This is a genomic window from Halioglobus sp. D3-4 (assembly GCF_055809315.1).
The window spans coordinates 5,050,814-5,075,730 of the sequence record NZ_CM147907.1; the positions used below are offsets into that span (position 1 = coordinate 5,050,814).

The 24,917-nt window shown below is 52.3% G+C and carries 19 protein-coding genes; 14 read left to right on the plus strand and 5 right to left on the minus strand.

All coding sequences use genetic code 11. The features are described from left to right. Positions 1–49: 49 nt before the first annotated feature. Positions 50–622: a DNA-3-methyladenine glycosylase I gene (locus AC0L6S_RS22310; RefSeq protein WP_473426310.1), complete on the minus strand. Its 573-nt coding sequence runs from the start codon at positions 620–622 to the stop codon at positions 50–52. 174 nt (positions 623–796) lie between these two features. Between AC0L6S_RS22310 and AC0L6S_RS22315 the strand changes: the two genes are divergently transcribed. Then, positions 797–1,555, plus strand: a complete 759-nt coding sequence (locus AC0L6S_RS22315) for an enoyl-CoA hydratase/isomerase family protein (RefSeq protein WP_473426313.1) — start codon at positions 797–799, stop codon at positions 1,553–1,555. Between the two features lie 5 nt (positions 1,556–1,560). On the opposite strand, the gene AC0L6S_RS22320 is transcribed toward AC0L6S_RS22315, so the two are convergent. The 3 genes from AC0L6S_RS22320 to AC0L6S_RS22330 all read right to left on the minus strand — a co-directional run bounded on the left by AC0L6S_RS22320 (position 1,561) and on the right by AC0L6S_RS22330 (position 10,386). Further along, positions 1,561–2,463: an FAD:protein FMN transferase gene (locus tag AC0L6S_RS22320; protein ID WP_473426314.1), complete on the minus strand. Its 903-nt coding sequence runs from the start codon at positions 2,461–2,463 to the stop codon at positions 1,561–1,563. Positions 2,464–2,580: 117 nt separating this feature from the next. After that, positions 2,581–5,670: a ligand-binding sensor domain-containing protein gene (locus AC0L6S_RS22325; protein WP_473426316.1), complete on the minus strand. Its 3,090-nt coding sequence runs from the start codon at positions 5,668–5,670 to the stop codon at positions 2,581–2,583. A gap of 216 nt (positions 5,671–5,886) precedes the next feature. After that, positions 5,887–10,386 (minus strand): two-component regulator propeller domain-containing protein, encoded by a 4,500-nt coding sequence (locus AC0L6S_RS22330; RefSeq protein ID WP_473426317.1) that lies wholly within the window; start codon positions 10,384–10,386, stop codon positions 5,887–5,889. Between the two features lie 278 nt (positions 10,387–10,664). Between AC0L6S_RS22330 and AC0L6S_RS22335 the strand changes: the two genes are divergently transcribed. Both AC0L6S_RS22335 and AC0L6S_RS22340 read left to right on the plus strand, forming a co-directional pair. Then, positions 10,665–11,588 carry a glycosyltransferase family 2 protein gene (locus tag AC0L6S_RS22335; RefSeq protein WP_473426318.1) on the plus strand — a complete coding sequence of 308 codons (924 nt, stop codon included), beginning with the start codon at positions 10,665–10,667 and terminating at the stop codon, positions 11,586–11,588. Positions 11,589–11,748: 160 nt separating this feature from the next. Further along, entirely contained in the window at positions 11,749–12,639 is an 891-nt protein-coding gene (locus AC0L6S_RS22340) for a glycosyltransferase family 2 protein (RefSeq protein ID WP_473426320.1), read from the plus strand. A gap of 30 nt (positions 12,640–12,669) precedes the next feature. Here the strand turns inward: AC0L6S_RS22340 and AC0L6S_RS22345 are convergent, their stop codons facing one another. After that, positions 12,670–12,984, minus strand: a complete 315-nt coding sequence (locus AC0L6S_RS22345; RefSeq protein ID WP_473426321.1) for an MGMT family protein — start codon at positions 12,982–12,984, stop codon at positions 12,670–12,672. Positions 12,985–13,112: 128 nt separating this feature from the next. Between AC0L6S_RS22345 and AC0L6S_RS22350 the strand changes: the two genes are divergently transcribed. From AC0L6S_RS22350 to ribF, 11 genes are all read left to right on the plus strand, one after another. Next, positions 13,113–13,541, plus strand: coding sequence for an FxsA family protein (locus AC0L6S_RS22350; RefSeq protein ID WP_473426322.1), 429 nt, complete (start codon positions 13,113–13,115; stop codon positions 13,539–13,541). A 210-nt stretch (positions 13,542–13,751) separates the two neighbouring features. Beyond that, positions 13,752–14,042, plus strand: a complete 291-nt coding sequence (locus AC0L6S_RS22355; RefSeq protein ID WP_473426323.1) for a co-chaperone GroES — start codon at positions 13,752–13,754, stop codon at positions 14,040–14,042. 63 nt (positions 14,043–14,105) lie between these two features. After that, positions 14,106–15,779: a chaperonin GroEL gene (gene groL, locus AC0L6S_RS22360; RefSeq protein ID WP_473426324.1), complete on the plus strand. Its 1,674-nt coding sequence runs from the start codon at positions 14,106–14,108 to the stop codon at positions 15,777–15,779. Positions 15,780–15,928: 149 nt separating this feature from the next. Next, entirely contained in the window at positions 15,929–16,549 is a 621-nt protein-coding gene (locus tag AC0L6S_RS22365) for a urate hydroxylase PuuD (protein WP_473426325.1), read from the plus strand. A 106-nt stretch (positions 16,550–16,655) separates the two neighbouring features. After that, positions 16,656–17,438 (plus strand): hypothetical protein, encoded by a 783-nt coding sequence (locus tag AC0L6S_RS22370; protein ID WP_473426327.1) that lies wholly within the window; start codon positions 16,656–16,658, stop codon positions 17,436–17,438. A 105-nt stretch (positions 17,439–17,543) separates the two neighbouring features. Beyond that, positions 17,544–19,067 carry a fumarate hydratase gene (locus AC0L6S_RS22375; RefSeq protein WP_473426328.1) on the plus strand — a complete coding sequence of 508 codons (1,524 nt, stop codon included), beginning with the start codon at positions 17,544–17,546 and terminating at the stop codon, positions 19,065–19,067. Next, positions 19,060–20,508: an exodeoxyribonuclease I gene (gene sbcB / locus AC0L6S_RS22380; RefSeq protein ID WP_473426329.1), complete on the plus strand. Its 1,449-nt coding sequence runs from the start codon at positions 19,060–19,062 to the stop codon at positions 20,506–20,508. The genes AC0L6S_RS22375 and sbcB overlap by 8 nt, the downstream gene beginning before the upstream one ends. Positions 20,509–20,615: 107 nt before the next feature. Further along, the gene (locus AC0L6S_RS22385; RefSeq protein ID WP_473426330.1) at positions 20,616–21,629 is read left to right on the plus strand and encodes an aspartate carbamoyltransferase; all 1,014 of its coding nucleotides are present in this window, start codon (positions 20,616–20,618) and stop codon (positions 21,627–21,629) included. Further along, positions 21,626–22,246, plus strand: a complete 621-nt coding sequence (locus AC0L6S_RS22390) for an NUDIX domain-containing protein (RefSeq protein WP_473426331.1) — start codon at positions 21,626–21,628, stop codon at positions 22,244–22,246. The genes AC0L6S_RS22385 and AC0L6S_RS22390 overlap by 4 nt, the downstream gene beginning before the upstream one ends. A gap of 23 nt (positions 22,247–22,269) precedes the next feature. Then, positions 22,270–23,865, plus strand: coding sequence for a murein biosynthesis integral membrane protein MurJ (gene murJ / locus AC0L6S_RS22395; protein WP_473426332.1), 1,596 nt, complete (start codon positions 22,270–22,272; stop codon positions 23,863–23,865). Between the two features lie 110 nt (positions 23,866–23,975). Next, positions 23,976–24,908 (plus strand): bifunctional riboflavin kinase/FAD synthetase, encoded by a 933-nt coding sequence (gene ribF / locus AC0L6S_RS22400; RefSeq protein WP_473426333.1) that lies wholly within the window; start codon positions 23,976–23,978, stop codon positions 24,906–24,908. The last annotated feature ends 9 nt before the right edge of the window (positions 24,909–24,917 follow it).

A 24,917-nucleotide genomic window follows, 5' to 3' on the forward strand; every position in this document is an offset into this window, starting at 1 on the left:
TTTCTCGCAGAACGGCAGCGTATGTTAGCACTTCAGGCCATGGAAGGGGTTAGCCCAGCGCGGCGCATGCCTTGTGTCGAAAGCAGTCCGTTGTGTGATCGTTTACCATGCCGGTGGCCTGCATATGGGCGTACAGGATCGTGGAGCCGACAAATGTAAAGCCACGCTTTTTCATATCTTTGCTCAGGCTGTCTGAGATCGGGCTTGTGGCCGGCACTTGAGCCATGGACTTCCAGCGGTTCTGGATGGGTTTGTGATCGACGAAGCCCCAGATATAGTCAGAAAAAGTGCCGTACTCCTCCTGCACGTCCAGAAACGCGCGGGCGTTTTTACGGGCCCCGTATACCTTCAGCCGGTTTCGAATGATTTGCGGGTTTGAAAGCAATTTATCCAGCTTTTTGTCGCTGTAGCGGACGATTTTTTGCGCGTCGAAATTATCGAACAGCTTGCGGTAGCCTTCGCGTTTGCGCAGGATGGTAATCCACGACAGCCCCGCCTGTGCGCCCTCCAGAATCAGGAATTCGAACAAGGTTTGGTCGTCGCGTACAGGTACTCCCCACTCCTCGTCATGGTACTCAACATAGAGGGGATCATCCCCGCACCAGGTGCATCGCTTTGTCATCTTGTGAGTCTCCTTGTCGCTGGGGTATGCTGCCCGCGAAAACAGTAAGTGTCCAGCCCGCTCAAGCTTTGCCGAAAGGCAGGGTGAGTGAAGCCGGTTGACACCCGGATGTGTTGGTAGCGGTTTCTCAGCTGCAGTACGGCACGGTAAGCGATCATTGACGATGGGTATCCGATGACAGATACAATCCTTTACAGCCGCACAGACCACATCGGCTGTCTCACTTTGAATAACCCCGAGCGACACAACTCACTTGGCCGGGAGCAGTTGCAGGGCATTCATGCCGTGCTTGATCAGGTTGCCGCTGATCCAGATGTACGTGTGCTCGTCGTCACCGGAGCCGGCGACAAGACGTTCTGCGCGGGAGCAGCACTGCAGGAGTTAAGTAGCGGTGAAATAGGTGATGATGCTTTCCAAAAGATGACAGCTCAGCTCGCTGACCTGGCGATCCCCACGATCTGCGCGATGAATGGCAATGTCTTTGGTGGCGGTGTAGAACTGGCCGTCAGTTGTGACTTTCGAGTGGGAATTGAAGGCTCCCGTATGCGTGTTCCGGCGGCAGCAATCGGGCTTTGCTACCCGCTAGCGGGCATCAATCGCTTCATCGAGTGTCTGGGCGTTAATCTGACGAAGCGCATTCTGGTGGCATCAGAAGAGTTTCACGCCGATGCATTGCTGGCAATCGGCTTTCTGGATCATCTTGTGCCGACGCAGGATCTGGAGCGGTTTACGCGCGGCTATGCGGAGCACATAGCCACACTCGCACCCTTGTCGGTGCAGTCAATGAAGCAGATTTTACGGCAGGCGGCAGCGGGGGGGGTAGACCAGCAACTGGCGGCAGAACTGGTGGAAAAATGCCTGCAATCTGACGATCTGCGTGAAGGATTTGCCGCCAAGCAGGAGAAGCGCGCTGCCAGTTTCGAGGGGCGATGAGATGATCAATGCGCGGGTGCCAGCGGGCCGTGGCAACTGAGTTGTCGATCGATGGCCATCCAGGGCAGACCAAGTTTCTCCAGCCATTTGATGCCTGTGGCTTCGGTTTTCAGGCGCGCTATGCTGGCGGCACTGCAGGCGGTGAGGCAGTTTTCAGCAATCACGGTAACACTCAGCAGTCCGGGTAGCGGTTGTCCGTCTATTGGGCTTAACGCGCGGCCAAACCGCTCGCCGTTTTGGAGTGCGGCCTTCTCGAAGTCGCCACGCACTGCAAACCCCTGATGATTTACTTTAAGTCGAACGATAGCGGCCCGTGAGCCTTTTGGGATTCTTACCCCAGTCAGCCAGTTTGCACCATCCGGTTGTTTGCCGATAGATGTCGCATCCTGCCCCATCTCAATATACGCATTGCTGACGCCGTGGCCCAGTAGCAGTTTACGAAGTGAGTCCAGCGCATAGGGGCGCACGCAGCTATTTAGGTCGATCAACATACCTTTGTTTTCCAGGTGTGCGCCTGAATCTGCTAGCGCCAGCTTGCCCCAGCCGACCAATTTGAGCATTCTGTGCAGTTGTTCGTGGGAGGCTGTCAGATTGCCAGAGGCATCGTAGCAATCCTGCAAAATTCGGGTTGTGGGATCGAAGAGGTGATTACTTTCTTTCCAAAGTGCGCTGACAAAAGTGAAGAGACTGCGGGTCTCCGCGTCTAGAGGTACCGTGCATCCCGTTCCGGCTCCCTGATTAATTCGGCTAGTGATACTTTCGAACTGGTAGGAACAGAATTTTTGCTCCAGCCTCGACAGCTCCTGCTGGCAAAGGGATAACAGGTCCTCTCCCCGGTCATCGGCATCCGCGATAACCAGATGGCAGGCGCTGCCAAAGGCATTCAGGCGTAGTTCACTTTTCTCCACTATCTGCGGCCAGTAATCATTATTCTCAAAATTGTCTTTGCTGAAATGTCGATATCGAGTGCAGCCGATTATCCCGCGTACCAGTCGGATAATGTACCACTGAGCAAGCAGCAGTGACTAGTAGGTCTCACCATCATAGGGAATAGTAATAGTCACGCGGGTGCCTGTAGCCCCGGAGAATTCCAGTGTCCCTTCAAGCCTGGTAATAATGGAGCCTACAATGTAAATGCCTGACCCTTCATTGGTTAGCTCCTCAATGTCGTCAGGAACGCCTATCCCGTTATCACTGAAAACCATCTCGAGAATATTCTCAGAAGATTTCTTATCCGTCGCGAGAGATAGCGACACCTGAATGTAGTTGGCTGGCGAATTCTTGTCGAACGCATGTTGAACACTATTCTCTAGTATCTCGTAGATGATAAGAGCAATGTGAGATGCCAGCTCGACCGGCAGACCCATTGATGACACCTGATTGATGGTGACTATTGTTTCGGGATTCACTGGTGCGAACTGAAGTAGATCGGCAAAAATGCTGTCAGTGTACTTTTGCAAATTGGCTACAGGTGTACCTGCATGGAAGCTCAGGCATTCTTCCAGGTGGGCTAGTGCCGATATGCGCCTGACGCTGCTCTCTGTAACATTTGATTTCAGTTCGTCCGTGAGGTTGATACCTTTCGACGAGATGAAGTCGCTTACCAGTGACAGTGTTGTCAAGCTGTGTTTATAGGACGAGAAAACAATTTCATCCTGAATTTCCATCTGCTCCTGTAAATCGTCGTCGGCCCTGTTCTCCGCTTCGAACATTTCCTTGGCGAGTTCAGTTGATCTCCTTTCCACTACATAGCTTCGATAAACGCGCAGTGAAGCCCAAGCGAGTATTATCAGCCCGACGCAATAGGTCAGATAGGCCCACCATGTACTCCAGGGAGCAGGAAGCATCTCAACATTGAGGGTGATACCTTCCCGATTCCATATTCCTGCTGAATTTGCGCCCTGTACACGAAGAACATACTTTTCAGGGGGCAAATTCGTATAGGTCGCAGTGTTTCGGGTGCCATTCTCAATCCATCCATTATCGAAACCTTCGAGTTTAAAGCGATACTGGTTTTTCTCAGCATCGATAAAGTCGAGCACACTGAATTGAAAAGTAACGGAATAATCCTTGTGCGTTAACTGCAATGATGTGAGCTTGGAAAACTCTCCCAAATGCCGGCTGTGCTGTCCGGGTAAACTTATGTCAGTTAGCCTCATGGGCGACGCAGTGTTATCGATCTCGACCAGCGTTGGATCAAACCTGTTGTATCCGTTCATTCCTCCAAAGTAGATGAGGCCTGATTTACTGGTGAAGGATGCGCCAAATGAAAAGTCGCTGCCTTGAAGTCCGTCTGCTAAAGTAAACTTCTTAACGAGTTGGCCGCTAGAATTCAGTTTGAAAATACCACTTTGGCTTGAGCACCATAAATTTCCTGACAGATCAGAAGCGATTCCATAAATCGTTGAGTACTCTATTTCGGTATCTTTACCTATCCGAATTGGATGGAAGTTTCCTGAAACCTGATAAGAGATTGGCCACAGGAATAATCCATGGTCTTTCGTTCCAAACCATATATCGCCATTTTCTAGTTCAAGCACACTGAAGACAGAAGTTTTATCCGCGCCAAACCCAAAATCTATAGGCAAAATCGAAAAGCTATCACTACCAAAATCATACTCATACACTCTGTTTGTGGTAGATACAATGAGTAGGGAATGTGCCCTTCTGTGCACGAGTATAATTCCTTCCTCCAGCAGGGACTTGTCTTCGTAGTAGTTGTACGTTTTGTCTGGAGTGACTCGAATGAGGCCATGCTCTTGTGTCGCAACCCACACACCCATGCTTTCATTATCAACCAAGATATTCATCGAGAATATTTCGTTACCATTTTCGATATAGGGGATACTAGAGGCACCAGTCTTGGTGTCCATTACTTGAACTCCTCCACGAGCAAAACCGATCCAAAGTTTATCCTTGAATGTCGCTAGTGAGGTAATTCGCCTGTCTATGAGGTGAAAATTTTCGAAATGCCTATCTGAACTTGTATGAGTGTTGGTTGATTCGTCATAAATGAACAGACCATTGAAAGTACCTACCCAGATATTGCCTTCTTCGTCCTGCTCAATGGATAGAACGTCGTTGTGTACTCCGCTATTTCTACTATTGAACAATTCGAAGGGAGCCGAGGATAGTATGTCCAATCCATTGTATGTACCTACCCAAACAAGATCGTCATCCAGATTGAGGCTAAGCACATCACTGCTAGATAGCCCAGCACCTTGATGACTTATATCTTCTATACTTGAGAGGTCTGTTCTAGCTAGGTATAACCCGCTGTCTGTAGCTATAACGAGTTTTTCATCGTATAACGAGAACGCTGATATAGTTTTTGAGTGATCTCCATCTAGAACTACTTGGCTGATAACTCTGCCTTCAGGGATCTCCAGAACAGCAATAGTCGCAGTATCGGTTCCAATAATTAGATTGCCCTGGTTATCCATCGCGAGGGCAGTGACGCCAAAACTTTGGGCATCGTCCAAGTCAGAAAGATCATACTTATTTATTGTTCTATTGCTTGTCGAAACTTTTGAAAGACCTAGGTTGCTTCCTACAAAGAGCTCGCCAGGCATAGGTTCAAGAAAGGCATAGGGCTTACCGATTGCCTCCGTAAATATCGGTGAAGAGAGCCAATTTCCTACCTCTTTGTTAAAGCCATCGTAGAGTACAACTTTTTCTTTGGTGCCAATCCATACATTGCCCTGTTCGGCAGCGTAGATTGTTGTAAGTTGAGGATTGCCTGTTGAATCGAAATTTGGAGCAGAAGCAAATACTTGAGACTGGGGGTCCCATTCTAAAAGGCCACCTCCATATGTCGCGACAAGGATGTTGCCTTCAGCGTCCTCCGTTATTCCCCGTATATTGGATGCCGGTATCCAGTTTTTGTTATTTCCGTCTGAATTGAATACAACAAGATTTGCCCCGTCAAATTTATAGAGCCCTTCTTGAGTCCCCACCCACAAAAGTCCCATTTTGTCGCGAAGAACAGCTGAAATAACGGGCTGTGCTATCAGCTTAGAAAGCGGAGAGCTGGATACTCGTGGTTGAGCACCCCAGAGAGGTGGTGAGATGGCAATGCAAAATACAAGAAAATGGGCTTTCAACGCGGGTGTCATTTGTATTGTCCCATTTTGGCTGTCGACATAGCTTGCTAGTCTAATTTGGTTGAGCAACTGGCGGAGCTGACGGGATTACATTTTTCTTTCTGTATCCTCTGTCCTTTACCGGCCGAGATGGGAAAAAAGTTTGGCCTCGACTAATGTCTAATAGTAGAGCATTCGCGACTAGTTTAGCGTTGGTATTGCTGGCCGTTTAGAGTGCATAATTCTTTGCTAACTAGTAAGGCTGTGGTCAAACTCGATCAAAAATTCCTGATAGGCCATGGTGAGCGTATTCAAGGTGTCTGATAATCCCGACATATCGTTGTCTCTACCCCGTTTTTCAATTTGCGCGCTGATAGTGCGAACCTTCTCTGCGCCAATGTTAGCACTCATTGATTTTATAGCGTGGGCTGTGCGGTAGACGGATGTACTATTCTGGCTACGAAGGTCTCGTTCAATTTCGTGAAGCTTTTCTTCCATTTGGGCGACATATCCTTCAAATATGGCAGGAAGCAATGGTTTTCCCGTTTGCCGTTCTATTTCCCTAATGTTCTCAATCGCTGTTAGGTCTAGCACGTCAGATTCAAAATTACTGTGGTCGCTCTTTGTACTGCCGCGACTTCTAAGCTCAAGTTGAGCTACCGGTCGACTGTCGAAGGGGCTAAGGTGGAGGTGTTTTTCGATATGCTTTTGAATATCTGAAATCGAAAAAGGTTTGGTCAGGTAGCCATCCATGCCTGCTTCACGGCACCGGTCTTTATCATCCATGTCGGAACCAGCTGTCAGAGCGATAATTGGTGTGCGTTCGATATTTTGCTCCAACTCGATTCTGCGTATCATTCTGGTAGCTGTATATCCGTCTACCACCGGCATTTGACAGTCCATAAAGATAAGGGAATATTCCCCTGAGCTGCATTTATCGATTGCGATTTGGCCATTGTTGGCAATCTCTACGTCGTGACCAAGCATTCCTATCATCTCAACGACGATTTGTTGATTAGTGATCACATCCTCCGCAACTAGTATTTTCTTTTTCGTTGAGCTAGTAGCTTTGGTCGTATCTTCGTCAATGCTCTGGGGTGGTTTGGGTTGATCGAACTTATCGCTTATTGCTTCCTGGAGAGCGTTTGATGTGATCGGTTTCGATACCGCTGTCCAGCCGGGGAATGCAGCCACAGGGTCAGTTTCGATTAGAGGTGTCAAGTAAATGCAGACTCTCGCCTTGACCGAGTCTAGTCTCGATTTGAGTTCAGGGGAGAGTGTGTCGCTATCATAATCGAATACCAGTATATCCATGTGCAAGCTTGAGTCAGCACTGATATCCTCTTCTACAACAGGAAAAGAAGTAATCCCCAGACGTGACAGATGACTGGAAATCATCTGATAGACGCTAGTGTTTGAAGTCAGTATTCCTGCTGTCAAGCAGTTGAGTGGTCCATCTGGGCGATCTGCATTTGGGTCAAAGTCCATTGGGATGGATAGTGTTATCTTGGTTCCTTCTCCAGGCGCTGAGTAAATTGCGATATCCCCACCCATGATATCTATGTAATGCCGGGATATAGTTAGACCCAGCCCCGTTCCTCCGTATTCTCTTGTTGTACTGGTATCTGCCTGTGTAAATGGCTCGAAAACTCGTTGCTGCGTTGCTTCATCCATGCCAATACCTTCGTCTTCCACGCAGATATGGACGAGCGTTTTTCCTATATTGTTTGGACTAAACTTTGGCTCAACTCGAATATTGATGTTTCCGCTGTGTGTGAATTTAATAGAGTTACTGACTAAGTTCATTACAACCTGACGGATCTTCGTAGGGTCACCGATTAGAATCTCTGGGGTTTGTGGATGGCAGATATTGTTTAGCTGTAATCCTTTCCTGTTAGCAGGCTCCCCCTGGAGATAACATATATCGTCGATAAGTTCGGTGAGATTAAAACCGATTTGTTCTAACTCAACCTTCGAAGCTTCGACTTTTGAAAAATCCAAAATTTCGTTAATGAGATTGAGTAGTGACTCCCCACTGTTGCGGGCGGCAAGTGCGAACTGCTGCTGTTGACCGTTGAGCGTGGTGTGCAGAAGCAACTCTGTCATTCCTATAATCCCATGCATTGGCGTGCGAATTTCATGGCTCATGGTGGCCAAAAACTCTGACTTGGCCTTGGTGGCTTCTTCCGCTACTTTTCTAGCAGCCTCAAGGTCCCGTGTTCGCTCTTCCACACGACTTTCTAGTTCTCGCTGACGGAGTAAGGAAATACGTCTTTGCTCAGCTTGGCGATAAAAGTAGAAAGCGATCATCGCGCCTGCCAGCACGATATATGCGCCGTAGGCCAACGGACTTAACCAAGGTGGCGGTGCCACTACCACAGGTATGCTTAGCGCATCCCAGTTCCAAGTGCCATCTGGAGTGGCTGCCGCCAACTTCAAATTATAAGTACCTGGAGGCAAAGTTGTGAATGATGCGATCCGCGCGTCTGGTGATACTACCCAGTCCGGGTTTACTCCCTCGAGTTTATATGCGTAGTTTATAAGGTCTGGGTTAGAAAAATCTGCTGCAAAAAACTCTACTGAGAGCATTCTGTCTTGATACCCAAGTTCTATAGACTTCAGGGCATGGTAAGGCACATCAAATTCGCGTCTTACGTTCATAACCTTTATCTGTGAAATCGCAACTTTGGGGGAGACTTTATCTATCGTCAAAAAGTTTGGCTTGATTGCGTTGAACCCATTAATGCCGCCGAAATATATCATTCCATCCTTAGATTTAAACGACGCACCGAGCGTAAACTCCTTCGCTTGTAATCCATCTCGTACTCCATACTGTCTTGATTCTAGTGTTTGTGGATTAATTCTTGTTAATCCTGAATTGTGCGACACCCAAACCCAGCCAGTGTCATCGCCCTGTATTCCGTAGATGTTTGAGCTGGGAAGCGAGATGGTGTTGGAGAAATGCTTGATATTTACATTCCCCACTAGCCTATCTTCTGCGGTCCACAAATTTAGACCTCCACCGGCAGTCCCAATCCACAGGGTTCCCTGCGCATCCTCAAAGAAGCACATTGTCATGTCACTGGAAAAACTATTTGCGTTATCTCTGTCGACGAAGTACCGCTCGAACTTGAGCGTGCGAGGATAAAATCGATTCAGCCCCTTCTCGGTTCCCACCCAAACAAAACCTAGAGAGTCTTCATAGAGTGACAACACCATATTATTACTGATAGTTGAGGCGTCATTGGGGTCATGGCTGAGATTGGTAAAGTCATCACTTGAGTCATCATAGATACTGAGACCCCCTCCGTAAGTGCCTATCAATAACTTGCCTGAAGAGAGCCGAAGAATCGATGTTATGCCGTTCGCTGCAATGCTCGATTTTTGAAGGTTGTCACGACGGTAATGTGTTATCTCGTCGGAGGCTAAATGAATTTTACTCACTCCATCCTCAAATGTTCCAACCCACAGTTTATCCCCATCGCTGAATAGGCTCATTATCTTAGGGTTAGAAATTGCGGGTACTGAGGATTCGTTTATCCACTCGAAATCTTCAGTGCCAGGGCGAAGCCGATTCAAACCATCATCAGTTCCCACCCATAAGCTACCATCTTCTGTTTCTGAAAATGCATTAACGGAGTCGTTAGAAAGGTTAACCTTTGTGCGGTCAAATTTTTGAAAGTCAGTTTTCATTCCTGATGCAAGGGCCGATAGGGTGCCAACCCAATATTTACCCTCCCGGCTCTGGTAGACACTGATGACTAAGTTTTCAGGTAAGCCGGAGTTGTAGCTGGTATAGCGGACAAAACCATCACTTTTAGTTACAAAAAGGTTAAGCCCTTCAGATGTTGTAATCCAAATCTGGCCGTCGTTGTCTTCATAAACATCGGAGGTCTGATTCGAGGATAGGGAACTCGCATCTGATTCTATGTGCTTAAAATTCATGGATCTATGGGTGATTGGGTCGAAACGGCTCACGCCAGCATCGGCCGTAGCCACCCAAATAAAGCCCTCTTGGTCTGTTGTTATGCTCCATATCCAGTTTGAGGAAATAGTCTCTTCGTCATCAGCCCTATGCGAGTGAATGCTTATTTTGCCTGTAGCGACTTCTATTCCGATGAGCCCAGCTTCTTGGGTTGCGGCCCAAATCTTTCCATCTGGCGTTTGAGTAAAGCTGCTAATTCTCCCGGTAAAAGGAATATCTGCAGACCCGGAAATATAATGATGGAATTTGAGTTCTTTCGGATCGAAGCGACTAAATGCATTGGCATAACCGAGCCACAATGCCCCGTCTTCAGCTGTAAAAATAGTGCTGATCTCATTGGAGTATGGCGTATCTGGATTATTAGGGTCAGAAATCAGTGATTTGAAGTTGTCTGAAACTGCGTTATATAGCACGAGGCCGCCACCGCGAGTCGACAACCAGAGGTTGCCAGCATGATCTTCAGTTATTCGAGTGATGCTGTCTGTAGGTAGAGACGTGGAGTCATTCTCTGTAGATCTGTAGTTTTGAAGCTCATAGCCATTATAACGATTGAGGCCTTCATGGGTTACGAACCACAGCGCACCTCTGGAATCCTGATACGATTGTCTGACACTTTGTTGAGTGAGTTTTTCAGAAAATACAGATCGATCAAAGTTTATGCTCAAAAGCTCAATATCCGCACCATAAGCCCCCCCTCCCTCACAAAGAAGGAACACGACAGCAAATGCCCAGGCACTCAAAGATTTGCGGTATTGTGTGAACATTGCGCTCAACTCTACTGGATATGTATGCTCTTAGCTAGAAAGAGGTCGACATTTCCGCTTATAATTCAGTGACATAACTCCGCAGTGGTGGCTTGTTATTTACGGAGCATAGCGGCCTCTCAGCTCCTCTCTAATCCACAGAAAACTAAATGCCTTTGTTTCATGATTGCCAGCCTCGTCAGCGGCTTTGCCTCAGCCAACACGGTCATTTTGTTATTATAATCATAGCCCCTCAAGCGAGAAATCTCGTCATGGAAAGGGTGCCACAGGATAACTAAATGAAATTATCTGTCATTCTCATTTCCTACGATATGGCGCGTGAGATTCCACGTACATTACAAAGCTTGGCGCGAGATTATCAGCATGGTGCGCAAGACCTGTCCTACGAGGTGCTATTGGTCGATAACGGCTCCCCGGTGCCGCTTGACGAGGCAACCTGGTCGGATATTGATGTTCCTGTGCGATTGATTCAACTACGGAGCGCATCCCCATCGCCAGCACAAGCGATAAATATAGCACTGGAGCAGGCGCGAGGTGAAATAATCTGCCTGATGATTGATGGCGCGCATATTTTAACACCGGGAGTGTTCAAGATGGCGTTGTCCGGGTATAGAGCGTTTGGTGAGGCGGTCGTAGCGATTCGATATTTTTACCTGGGCATGGAGGAGCAAACAGTCTCGGTCGCGCGAGGGTATGACAAAGAGGCTGAAGACAAGCTGTTGAAACGAATAGAGTGGCCGCATGATGGCTACCGCTTATACGAAATCGGCACGCCGCTGCGTTCCGGCGCGAAGCAGCTCGCGTGGTTTAACAGGGTGTTTGAATCCAACTGCCTGTTTTTGACCAAATCGCTTTTTACTAGCCTCGGTGGTGTGGAAGAAGGCTTCGACTACCCCGGGGGAGGCTTCTTGAATCTCGATACTTTCAAGCGCGCGGTTGAATCCCCGGGAGTTACACCTATCCAGATTATTGGTGAGGGCAGTTTTCACCAGTTGCATGGTGGCACTACCACCAATGGAGAAGCTGACAAGCGGGAGGGGTTATTGGATAAATATCGAGAACAGTACATGCAGATTCGCGGTCATAGCGAGTTGGTTGCCAAAGGCTCATTCATTTACATGGGGCACATGCCCACGGTGGCCTCAAATATCACCGCCGTCGAACGCCGACGCGCGAGGCTCGCGGGCAAACTGGTCGAGTAGTTTGGGGTGTTCATTGAGTATGGTCTTTACTGCGTAATATGATTTTGTCGGGGTCTGGCGGGCATTTTTTGCCAACCAAAGCGCACATCAACTATTATGGACGCCGAACTGAGTCTGCAAGCTGCGTCCGCATTTTGGCGCCCCAACATCCGGGAAATCAATGAAACTGTCCATTATCCTTATAGCCTACAATATGGCGCGGGAAATCCCGCGAACCCTGCAGGGCTTGGCGCGTAATTATCAGCACGGAGCGCAGGCATTGGAGTACGAGGTGCTGCTTGTTGACAACGGGTCGCCACAGCCATTGGATTCGGCTTCCTGGGCGCATCTGGATGTTCCCGTTCGTATGATTCGTCTCGACAACGCCTCGCACTCGCCGGCCAGAGCGATCAATGTCGGTTTGAATGAGGCAGTTGGTGAAATAGTCTGCCTGATGATTGATGGCGCGCATATATTGACGCCCGGTGTGTTCCGGATGGCAATGGCATCCTATGCGGCATTTGAAAACCCTGTTGTCGCAACGCGTTATTTTTGGCTTGGGCCCGACACACAGAACGATTCGATCACGCAGGGCTATAGCAAGGCTGTTGAGGATCAACTGCTCAGCGACATCAATTGGCCTCAGGATGGTTATCGGCTATATGAAATTGGCGTTCCACTGCGTGCCGGTGCTGAAAATATCAACTGGTTAAATCGCATGTTCGAATCCAATTGCCTGTTCATGAAGCGATCTTTATTCCAGGGTATGGGAGGGGCGGATGAGCGGTTCGCTTCCCCAGGCGGAGGCCTCATCAATTCCGATATCTTCAAGCGGGCAGCGGATGCCAGTGATGTTACCCCGGTGCAACTTATTGGCGAGGGCAGTTTTCACCAGCTCCATGGTGGCACAACGACGAATGTGAGCGCGCAGGAGCGCAATGCGAGGGTGGAGCAGTTCCGGCAGGAGTACGCCGAGATTCGCGGTCACGATAGAATCATGACGGAGAAATCCTTCCACTTTATGGGGCATTTGCCCACGGAAGCTTCCAAAATACATCGGCTGAAGCGGTAATTTGTGTTGAGCGCTCCCGAGCCAGCCCAATCACCAGTGGTATTGGCTCAAGTCAATCCTGCCGCGGGTACTGAACAATATACCCTCCTGCTCTAACCGCTCCCGTTGGGTGCGATGTGAGTCCGAGCCTTCGGGGAGAGAAATCGCGCCCTTTGCGTTTACGACTCTATGCCAGGGGATACGCGTGTTGCTCGGCAATCCCCGCAAAGCCTGCCCAACACGTCGGGCAGCGCGAGCCAGTCCCGCTTTTTGTGCGACCTCGCCGTAGGTCGCTACTTTGCCTGGCGGAATGGCAGCAACGACCAGCCAGATTCGTTGGTTCAGGCCCGGGCTGTGGTCTGTCATTTCCAAGCTCCCTGGATACACTTGATATAAGTGTGTCAGACGCTGTGTTTTGCGTCGAGTCGATGCGCCGACCTTGAAAAAGTAAGCGCTGCCCCCATACCTTTTAGTACAACGGAGATTTCCCCAAAATGCGATTTGTATTGATGCTCCTGCCTTGGCTGGAGCTGTTCACCCTCATTGAGTTGGGTATTGAAACCAGCGCACTGACGGCCATAGCCTATGTTTTCTTCACACTATTTCTTGGCTTGGCGATTCTGCGTCGGCAAGGCAGGGGAATGGTCGAACGACTGCGGCAGCAGGGGCAGAACGGACAGATCATTGGCCCCGAGTTATTCCTGGATGACATGGCAATGGGGTTTGCTGGCCTTTTGTTGATTTTCCCAGGCATGATCACCGATTTTATTGCTGTGATTGTGATGATTGGGCCATTGCGCCGCCGCCTTGCCCGAGCGGTGTTTGGTCCGCAAGCCACAGTTCACAGAACGGGCTCGAGCAGCGATTCGCACGAGACTATCGAGGGTGTATATCGTCACGTGGATGACGATGATAGAGTGTAAGTCATTGTAAAATAATAATAAAATATACTTTTCATGGAGTCGTGTGCCTGCATGGCGCAGACTTGACGCATCCCTGATCCTGACTAGAATTAGCACTCTCTTGAAAAGAGTGCTAATTGGGCCTTGAAATCCCAAATCGCGCCCCAATTAAGCAGCCTAACCCCCCGCTTCGGGGTCCACATAACATAGTTACTTTGGAGAGCTACACAAATGAAAATCCGTCCGCTGTACGACCGTGTGGTCGTTCGTCGCAAGGAAGAAGAGCAAACCTCTGCAGGAGGCATCGTGCTGCCAGGTTCAGCCAAAGAGAAGCCCAATCAGGGTGAAATCGTCGCAATCGGTGACGGTAAGGTGCTGGACAGCGGTGAAATGCGGCCCTTGTCAGTGAAAGTAGGCGATAAGGTTGTTTTTGGCCAGTACGCTGGTAGCAACACCATTGAAGTCGATGGTGAAGAACTGATCATTATGGGTGAGAACGAAATCTTCGCAGTGGTCGAATAAGACCCCGAAGCAGTCGATTCTCTATTGAGTTAAAAACAGATTCAAACGTAAGGAATTTTCATCATGGCAAAAGACGTAATCTTCGGTAATAGCGCTCGCCAGCGCATGCTGAAAGGCGTGAACACACTGGCTGATGCAGTCAAGGCAACTCTCGGGCCCAAGGGTCGTAACGTTGTTCTGGACAAGTCCTTCGGTGCCCCCACGGTAACCAAGGACGGTGTTTCCGTAGCAAAGGAAATACAACTGAAGGACAAGATTGAAAACATGGGCGCACAGATGGTCAAGGAAGTTGCTTCCCAGGCCTCCGATGTCGCAGGTGACGGTACTACAACGGCCACTGTGCTGGCACAGGCTATTGTCAACGAAGGCCTCAAATCTGTTGCAGCGGGCATGAACCCGATGGACCTAAAGCGTGGAATCGATAAGGCCATTGCCGCCGCAGTAGAGAAAATTTCTGCCGCAGCAATCCCCTGTGAAGACGGTAAGGCCATCGCTCAGGTCGGCTCAATTTCGGCAAACAGCGATGTAGCCGTGGGTCAGATCATTGCCGAAGCAATGGAAAAGGTCGGTAAGGAAGGTGTTATCACAGTAGAGGAAGGTTCCGGGCTGGAAAATGAGCTGGATGTGGTCGAAGGTATGCAGTTTGATCGCGGCTACCTGTCTCCCTACTTCATCAACGACCAGGAAAGCATGAGTGTCAATATCGACGATCCGTTCATCCTGCTGGTTGAAAAGAAAATCTCCAATATTCGCGAATTGCTGCCCCTGCTGGAGCAGGTAGCCAAGTCTTCACGTCCGCTGGTAATTATTGCTGAAGACGTTGAAGGTGAAGCACTGGCTACGCTGGTTGTTAACAACCTGCGCGGCATCGTAAAAGTGACTGCGTGTAAGGCACCTGGATTCGGTGACCGTCGTAAGGCTATGCTGCAGGATATCGCTATCCTCAGCGGTGGTACCGTGATTTCCGAAGAAGTTGGCCTGGATCTGGAATCTGCGACTCTGGAGCACCTCGGCAGCGCCAAACGTGTCACCATGGACAAGGATAACAGCACCATCATTGATGGCGCTGGTGATCCGGATGCTATCACTGCCCGCGTCAACGAAATTCGTACTCAGATCGAGAATACTTCTTCCGATTACGATCGCGAGAAGTTGCAGGAACGCGTGGCCAAATTGGCTGGCGGTGTTGCTGTCATCAAGGTGGGAGCTGCCACTGAGATTGAGATGAAAGAGAAGAAGGCACGTGTTGAAGATGCGCTGCACGCGACTCGTGCTGCTGTCGAGGAAGGCGTTGTCGCCGGTGGCGGTGTTGCGCTGGTTCGCGCTCTGCTTGAAATCGAAGGCCTGAAGGGCGACAACGAAGACCAGACACACGGTATCAATGCCGCACTGCGCGCGATGGAAGGACCTCTGCGCCAGATCGTTGAAAATGCCGGTGATGAAGGCTCGGTCGTGCTTGACAAGGTGAAAAACGACGGCAAAGGCAACTACGGCTACAACGCTGCCACCGGCGAGTACGGCGATATGATCAAGATGGGTATTCTGGATCCCGCCAAAGTCACTCGTACTGCACTGCAGGCGGCTGGTTCTGTCGCTGGTTTGATGATTACCACTGAGGTGATGATCTGCGATGCGGTCGAAGAGTCCGACGGTGCTGGCGCTGCAGGCGGCGGTATGCCTGATATGGGCGGCATGGGCGGCATGGGCGGCATGGGCGGCATGGGCGGTATGATGTAAGTCCAAACGTCAGGTAGACCTAAAACCCCACCAAATGGTGGGGTTTTTTTTGCCCCAAGACAGGGCGCTCAAGGATTCGATTTGCAGGGTGAAGCGATGGTTTTTTATGTACAATGCTTGCAGGTCATTTAACAACAAAGGATAAAATTATGATTCTCGACTTCATTTTCAGATGGGCGCATGTCCTGTTCGGTATCGTCTGGATAGGGATGCTTTACTATTTCAACTTTGTACAAACTGAGTACTTCAAAGAGGCGGAAGCCGGAGCAAAGGCTGATGCAATGAAAAAGCTGGCCCCCAGAGCGCTCTGGTGGTTCCGTTGGGGGGCGATGTTTACATTCCTCACAGGCCTTGTTCTGCTGCACCTGATAGGGGCCACCACTAACTTTATGGGCATGCCGCTGATTACGATAGGCGCTCTGGCTGGCACATTTATGTTCCTCAACGTCTGGCTGATCATATGGCCAAAACAACAGGTCGTTCTCGGCTTAAAAGAGGGTGACGGCCCCTCCAGTGCGGCAAAAGCCGGTTTGGCCTCGCGTACCAATACCCTGCTTTCGGCTCCGATGTTGTTCGGTATGCTGGGTTCCAAGCACCTGGCTATCAGTGGAGCCGGTGGCGCTGGCCTTTATGCCTGTCTGGCTATCATCATACTGCTCGAAGCCAATGCGCTGTTCGGCAAGACTGGTCCCATGACCAGTGTAAAGGGTGTTATCCACTGTAGTATTGGTCTGACTGCTGTGTTGTGGGCGCTGCTCGCTTTTCTGTAGGCGGGGCGTTTCGCACTGAAAGCCGGGGATTCCCCGGCTTTTTTTGTTCCGATCCGGGAGGCGATATGTATAATCGTCTCTTCTCTATACGCAGCGTATTTCTTTCATGTCGCACGATGATCTCGACTACATACCCTCTATTGTTGCTACCCGTGACGGTCAGCCCGCGCCAGGAGAGAGTCGGGTGCGGGCAGGCAAGGGCGAGGGCAATCGCCCCGCGGCACCGCAGAAGCCCGGTGGCGGTGGCACGGGTGCACTGGCCTGGTTGTGCATCGTAATATCCCTGTTAGCTGTGGTTGCCGTGGGATGGTGGGCGTGGCAACTGCAGGCCCAGTTGTCCGAGGCGAACGGCCAGATAGCAGATTACGCCAAGCGCATCGGTGATCTCGAGGCCAGGCTGTCCGATACCGATGAAGGCATGAACCAAAACGCCCAGCTGCAGGCCGTCAAGATCAAAGAACTGGAAAGCGAGGTACGCAAGCTTTGGGACAATGTTTGGAAAGATGCCAGTGCGCGTCTGGAGAAACTGGAGACAGCCAGTGCCAGTCAGGACAAAAGCGTCAAGGGCGTGCAGGGTACGCTCACTGGCACCCAGTCTCAATTGAAGTCAGCCACCGGTGATATTGCCGGTCTGAAAGCTGATATCGCCGACTTGAAGAAAATCGAGGGCGACCTCGAGCGCCTGATCAGCAGCGCCAAAACCAATCAGGCGGAAGTGGAGCGCGTGGCGGATAACCTGAACCAGATCAATCTTGCGCTGGCCAAACTGGAGCGACGGGTGGTCAGTAACGAGGAGTGGGTAGCATCCATCAACACCTTCCGCAAACAGGTGAATACCAGCCTGAGCCAGATGCAGACTGCCATTCGGGCGCAGTCGACCGCACAGTGAGGGCTGACGCATAACGCGGCAGGCCGGTTTCGATGTCTGCTGTAAACCATCGGGGGTGTATGATGACGCGCCCTTTCTTATCTTCGCACGACAAGGACAAATACCATGACCGTTATTCGACAGGACGACTTCATCGATAGCGTGGCCGATGCCCTGCAGTTTATCTCTTATTACCACCCTCTGGATTTTGTAAAAGCGGTACACGAAGCCTATAAGCGGGAGCAGAATCCCGCGGCTCGCGATGCCATGGCTCAGATTCTGATCAACTCGCGGATGTGCGCGCAGGGGCATCGCCCCATCTGTCAGGACACCGGTATCGTGACAGTGTTTCTTAAAATAGGTATGGACGTACAGTGGGACGCCGAGTTGTCGGTGGCGGATATGGTGAATGAGGGCGTGCGCCGCGCCTACACACATCCGGATAACGTATTGCGTGCGTCGATTCTGGACGACCCGGCAGGTGCGCGCAAAAATACCAAGGACAATACTCCGGCGGTGATTCATATGGAGGTGGTTAAGGGCGATATCGTGGATGTGCAGGTCGCCGCCAAGGGTGGCGGTTCCGAGAACAAGTCCAAACTGGCGATGCTCAACCCCTCCGACAGCATTGTCGACTGGGTTGTGAAGACCGTCCCCACCATGGGTGCGGGGTGGTGTCCGCCCGGTATGCTGGGCATCGGCATCGGCGGCACCGCGGAAAAAGCTGCGGTGCTGGCGAAAGAGTCGTTGATGGACCCGATCGATATCCATGAGTTGCGCGCGAGAGGCCCGTCAAATCGGGTGGAGGAACTCCGCCTGGAGATTATGGAAGCGGTCAACAAGCTCGGCATCGGCGCACAGGGGCTGGGCGGCCTCACCACTGTGATGGACGTCAAAATAAAGGATTACCCCACACATGCAGCCTCGCTGCCCGTAGCCATGATTCCCAATTGTGCCGCAACCCGGCATGCACACTTTGTACTCGACGGTTCCGGTCCCGCCCTGCAGACGCCTCCCGACATCAACGATTGGCCCGACATCACCTGGGAAGTCGGTGAGAATGTGCGCCGTGTCAATCTGGATACCATAACCCGGGAGGAGGCGGCGCAGTGGCAGCCGGGCGATACACTGTTGCTGTCGGGCAAAATGCTGACCGGGCGCGATGCCGCACACAAGAAGATGAAAGAGCTGATCGAGAGCGGCGAGGGGCTGCCCGCCGAGGTGGATCTGAAAGGGCGGTTTATCTACTACGTGGGTCCGGTCGATCCGGTACGCGATGAGGTTATGGGCCCCGCCGGCCCGACGACCGCTACCCGCATGGACAAGTTCACTGACTTCATTCTCGAGCACACCGGCCTGCTAGGCATGATCGGCAAAGCCGAGCGCGGACCGATGGGTGTTGAGGCCATCAAGAAGCACCGCGCGGTGTATCTGATGGCCGTTGGCGGCGCTGCGTATCTGGTGTCCAAGGCGATAACCTCCGCCCGTGTCGTCGCCTTTCCCGAGATGGGGATGGAGGCGATTTACGAATTTGAGGTGAAAGACATGCCTGTGAGTGTTGCAGTGGACGCCAATGGTACTTCTGTCCATGAGATTGGGCCGAAGATCTGGCAGGCGAAGATTGCCGAGCAGGCTATAGACGTTGTCTGAAACCTTCTATTGGCACGATTACGAAACTTTCGGTGCCAACCCCGCGCGCGACCGGCCAGTGCAGTTTGCCGGGGTGCGCACCGATGCCGATTTGAATATTATTGGCGAGCCGCTGGTCATCTACTGTCGCCCGGCCAATGATTTTTTGCCTCACCCACAGGCCTGTCTGGTAACAGGTATTACGCCGCAGAAGGCGCTGGCCGAAGGTCTGCCAGAGTGCGAGTTCATCGCCCGCATTCACGACGAGTTGTCGGTGCCGGGAACATGCGGGGTTGGTTACAACTCGCTGCGCTTTGATGATGAGGTCACCCGCCACACCCTCTACCGCAACTTTTTTGATCCGTATGCACGCGAGTGGCAAAACGGTAACTCGCGCTGGGATATCATTGATATGGTACGCACCGCCAAGGCGCTGCGCCCCGAAGGTATCGAATGGCCGCAGCGCGAGGACGGCCTGCCAAGCTTTCGTCTGGAAGACCTTACCCGCGCCAATGGCATAAGTCATGCCGCTGCTCATGATGCACTGTCCGATGTGCACGCCACTATCGCCTTGGCGCGGCTGATTCGGGATCGGCAACCCAAATTATACGAGTATGTGCTGAAGTCTCGTGACAAACGCACGGTGATGGCGCAACTGGATATAGCGGGGATGAAGCCCGTGCTGCATGTGTCAGGCATGTTCGGAGCCAGTCGCCACAATATCGCACTGGTGGTTCCGCTGGCGATTCACCCGCAGAACCGCAATGAAATAATCTGTTTCGACCTGAGCGCGGATCCTCAGCCGCTATTCGACTTGCCGGCTGAAGAGCTGCAGTCATTGCTGTATATGCGCACAGAGGATCTGCCCGAGGGTACTGAACGGCTGGGTTTCAAGTCAGTTCATATTAATCGCTGCCCGGTATTGCTGACCCCCAAAATGGCCGACCCGGCCACCGCGCAGCGCCTCGGTATCAGCGGCGAGCAGTGCCGCAGACACCTCGATGCGCTGCGCAGTCACCGTGAAAAAGCCGGGGCAGAGTTTGCAGCCAAGGTGCAGGCTGTCTACACCGGGCGTAAATTTGACACACCCAGCGACCCGGATCTGATGTTGTACAGTGGCGGATTTTTCTCCGAGGCTGATAAGCGTGTGATGGAGCGGCTGCGTGCGCAGACCCCCGAGCAACTCGCTGTGGAAAAACCCGTTTTTGAGGACCAGCGCCTGCCCGAGATGCTGTTCCGCTACAGAGCGCGTAACTATCCGGATAGCCTCTCACTCGAAGAGCGGGCGAACTGGGAAGAGTACCGTTTTGCACGCCTCACCGAACCCGGGTTTGGTGCCGGGTACTGCATGGAAGAGTTTCAGGCTGATATTGAGGCGCTCACTGAAAGCGGGGAACTCGCGCCTGAGAAACTGGTACTGCTGGAACAGTTACTGGAGTATTCCGACACCCTGCTGGCCTGAGCGCAGCCAGTTTCTTTGGTATTACGCACATGGGCAGAGCCCCGTGTCGCCCTTATACTATACGGCGCTAAATTCGTGCCACACCTTGTCAGCACAGGAGAACCAGCGTGCAGTTTGCCGGCAGCCATATCCTCTCAGTTTCCCAGTTTGAACGGGAAGATGTTGAACGGATATTCTCCGTTGCTGATCGAATGATGCCCTATGCGCAGCGTAAGCGCGTAACCGAGGTGCTTAATGGCGCTATTCTGGGGGCGATGTTCTTCGAGCCCAGCACGCGCACACGCGTCAGTTTTGGCAGCGCCTTTAACCTGCTTGGGGGTGAGGTTCGCGAGACTACCGGGTTCGAGAATTCTGCGATAGCCAAGGGTGAATCGCTCTACGATACCGCCAGGGTGCTTAGCGGTTACTCCGATGTTATCGCGATGCGGCATCCGGATGTCGGCTCGGTCAACGAGTTCGCCGCGGCCAGCCGTGTGCCCGTGATTAACGGGGGCGACGGTAGTAACGAGCACCCCAGCCAGGCGCTGCTTGATTTGTACACTATTCGCAGCGAGTTAGCCGCCAGTGGACGCAGCATCGACCAGTTGCGCATTGCTATGGTGGGCGATCTGCGTCATGGTCGAACCGTGCACTCGCTCTGTAAGCTCCTGTGTTGCTTTCGTGGCGTCCAGGTTGTGCTGGTGTCACCCGAGGCACTGAGAATGCCGTCGGAGATCGTCGAAAGCCTGCGCAGCACCGGGCATAAGGTGGTCGAGTCCGACAAGCTGGAAGAGAGCATCTCGCATGTTGATATCGTCTATTCCACGCGCCTCCAGGAAGAGCGTTTCAGTTCCCCGGAAGAGGCTGATTTGTACCGCGGTCGATTCCGTCTGAACCAGAGTATCTACACCCATAACTGTGAGCCAAACACGGTGATCATGCACCCGCTGCCGCGGGACTCGCGCGCCAATGCCCGGGAACTGGACGACGATCTGAATGACAATCCGAATCTGGCAATTTTCCGCCAGACTGACAACGGTCTGCTGGTACGTATGGCATTGTTCGCGCTGATTCTCGACGTGGCCGATCAGGTGGACAAGCATGCGCGCGATGTGAATTGGTACACCGGCGGGCGCTTTTGAAACCGCTTGAATTACAGTTTGGTGCGCGGGATGTGCGTGTGCTCGAAGATCAGACGGTCTGGTCCGGTCACTACTCCATGCGCCGATTAACCCTGCAGCACCGACGGTTCGCAGGGGGCTGGAGTGAACCCATGATGCGCGAGATTTTCGACCGCGGTGATGCTGTGGCGGTGCTGCCCTATGACCCGAACACGGACAGCCTCGTAATGATTGAACAGTTTCGCCCTGGTGCCCTGCGCGGTGACGACAGCCCGTGGATGCTGGAACTGATAGCCGGTGTGGTGGAAGAGGGTGAGGCTGATGAAGAGGTGGTCCACCGCGAGGCTATGGAAGAGGCGGAATGTGAGTTTTCTGAACTCGTCCCAATCGCGACAGTTTTTCCCAGCGCAGGCGCCTGCACCGAGCAGGTTCGACTGTATTGTGGCAGGGTGAGCAAGGCTGCGATTGGACAACTGCGTGGTTTGCCAGAAGAGGGAGAGGATATCCTGGTACATTCGATTTCTCGCGCCACAGCGTTGCAGATGCTAGCCGAAGACAGGATACCCAATGGACACACGCTGATCGCGTTGCAGTGGCTGCAGATTAACGGCCCGGCCCTGCGCGAGCGCTGGAGCTGAGGCCTGCCGGCGCTTGATCGCACATGACTGACAGTAACGAGAGCACCCCTACCCGAAAGTCACCCGGCCTGCTGCGTTCCAGCGTGCTGGTCGGCAGCATGACGATGACATCGCGGGTGCTGGGATTGGCGCGCGATGTGGCGGTAGCCGCGTTTGTGGGTGCCAGCGCCAACGCAGATGCTTTCTTTGTCGCCTTCAAGATTCCCAATTTTCTGCGTCGGCTGTTTGCTGAGGGTGCATTTTCACAGGCTTTCATCCCGGTGCTGGCGGATTACAAGGAACAGGGGAGCCAAGTCGCGGTAAAAGGATTAATTGACCGTGTGGCCGGCGTTCTTGGCGGGACATTATTATTTGTTACCGCCCTCTCGATGCTGGCAGCGCCGGTTATCACAATGATATTTGCACCGGGGTTCGTCAGCCAGCCCGAAAAGTTTACCCTGACGGCAGAAATGATCCGAATCACATTCCCGTACTTGATGCTGATTTCCATGACGGGGTTCTGTGGCGCAATACTCAACAGCTATGGGCGCTTTGCCGTGCCGGCGTTTACGCCGGTATTTCTGAATATTTCGCTGATTTTTTCTGCCCTGGTAGCAGCGCCGTGGTTTGACGAGCCGGTATTTGCGTTGGCCTGGGGGGTGCTATTTGCGGGTGTGATCCAACTGTTGTTTCAGTTCCCGTCGCTGTACCGCTTGCAACTGGTGCCGCGTCCCCGCTGGGATACCAAGGATGAAGGCGTCCGGAGAATCCTCAAACTTATGGTCCCGGCACTGTTCGGCGTTTCTGTTAGCCAGATAAATTTGCTGTTGGATACCGTGCTCGCGTCATTCCTGCCCACCGGCAGCGTGTCTTGGCTATATTACTCCGATCGCCTGGCGGAACTGCCTCTGGGCATCTTTGGTATCGCCATCGCGACAGTCATCCTGCCAAACTTGTCAGCCCATCGGGCGGCGGCGCGTGAAACGCAGTTCAGTCACACGCTGGACTGGGCACTGCGCTGGGTTCTACTGATCGGCGTACCCTCGGCACTGGCACTGATGCTGCTGGCGCAACCTATCCTGATCACGCTTTTTCAGTACGGTGAGCTGACAGCCAGCGATGTTGCCATGTCAGCCCTTAGTTTGCAGGCATATAGCCTGGGCCTGGTCGCGTTTATGTTGGTGAAAATACTAGCGCCCGGGTTCTATGCACGCAAGGATACGGCCACCCCGGTAAAGATCGGAATAGCGGCTATGGTCGCCAATATGATTTTGAACCTGCTGCTGGCATTTCCCCTGATGTATCTGTGGAATATCGGTCATGTGGGGCTTGCGCTGGCGACCAGTCTGGCGGCAATGCTCAACGCCGGGCTGCTGTTGCGGGGCCTGATGCGACGCGGTTTCTACCGGTTTCAACCGGGATGGGCAGTGTACCTGAGGCGTTTGCTGCTGGCCTGTGCCTGCATGGTTGGTGTTGTGCTTTGGCTGATGCCGGAGGCTGGCATCTGGCTGGAATGGCAATGGCAGCGTCGTATTGGGGAGTTGTTGCTGCTCTGCTCTGCAGGGGTTGCTGTTTACTTCGGCGCTCACGGGCTGCTGGGTACCCGAATGTCCCACCTGCGCGCGCCACCGGTTAATTAAACAGCCCAGTCCGGTTGTATATCCCGGCACAGGAAGATGCGCAAAACGTAGGTTATGTAGCGCAAGTTCGTTATACTGCAGCGTTTGGTCTGATCGGTCTATCATACCTCATGGAATTGATTCGAGGCCTGCATAATCTGCGGCCCAGACATCACGGTTGTGTAGCCACAATCGGTGCGTTTGATGGTGTGCACCTCGGCCACCAGGCGGTTATCCGTCGGCTGCTCGAAAAGTCGGCTGAGTTTGATCTGCCCTCGCTCATTATTGTATTTGAGCCGCTGCCGCGAGAGTTTTTTGCGCCACTGAAGGCTCCGGCCAGAATTATGAGTTTTTGGGAGAAATGCCGCGCACTGGATGCGCTCGGTGTGGATCGCCTACTGCGAATCCGCTTTAACGAGCAATTTCGTGGCATGTCGGCACAGCGGTTTGTAGACGATATCTTTGTCGCGGGGCTGGGCGTGCGTTACGTGATGCTGGGCGATGATTTTCGCTTCGGAGCAGATCGACAGGGGGATATAGAACTGGTGCGGGAGCGCGGCCAGCGGTTCGGTTTTGAAGCCGGTTCCACTCCGACATTTGCAATAGACGGTGAGCGGGTCAGCAGTACGCGTATCCGCGAGGCGCTGGAAAACGCCGATTTTGAGACTGCCCAGGCATTGCTTGGTCGCCCCTACAGTATCTCCGGGCGGGTGATTTACGGTAGGCAGTTGGGCACTACCATTGGCACACCCACGGCTAATCTGGAACTGCGGCGGCTGCGAGCGCCTCTGTCCGGGGTCTACGCCGTGGAGGTCAGTGGCGGCGGCTTGGACAAAGCGCGCGGCGTCGCAAATGTGGGCGTGCGACCCACAGTGAATGACAGTATCAAGGCCAATCTGGAGGTGCATTTGCTCGATCGCGATGTCGATCTCTATGGCCGGTATATTGAAGTAACGTTTCGCAGTAAGTTGCGGGATGAGATCAAGTTTGGTTCCGTGCAGGAACTGCAGGAAAACATTGCGAGGGATATAACGAAGACTCGGGCCTGGTTTGACCAGACCTGAAACTCGATT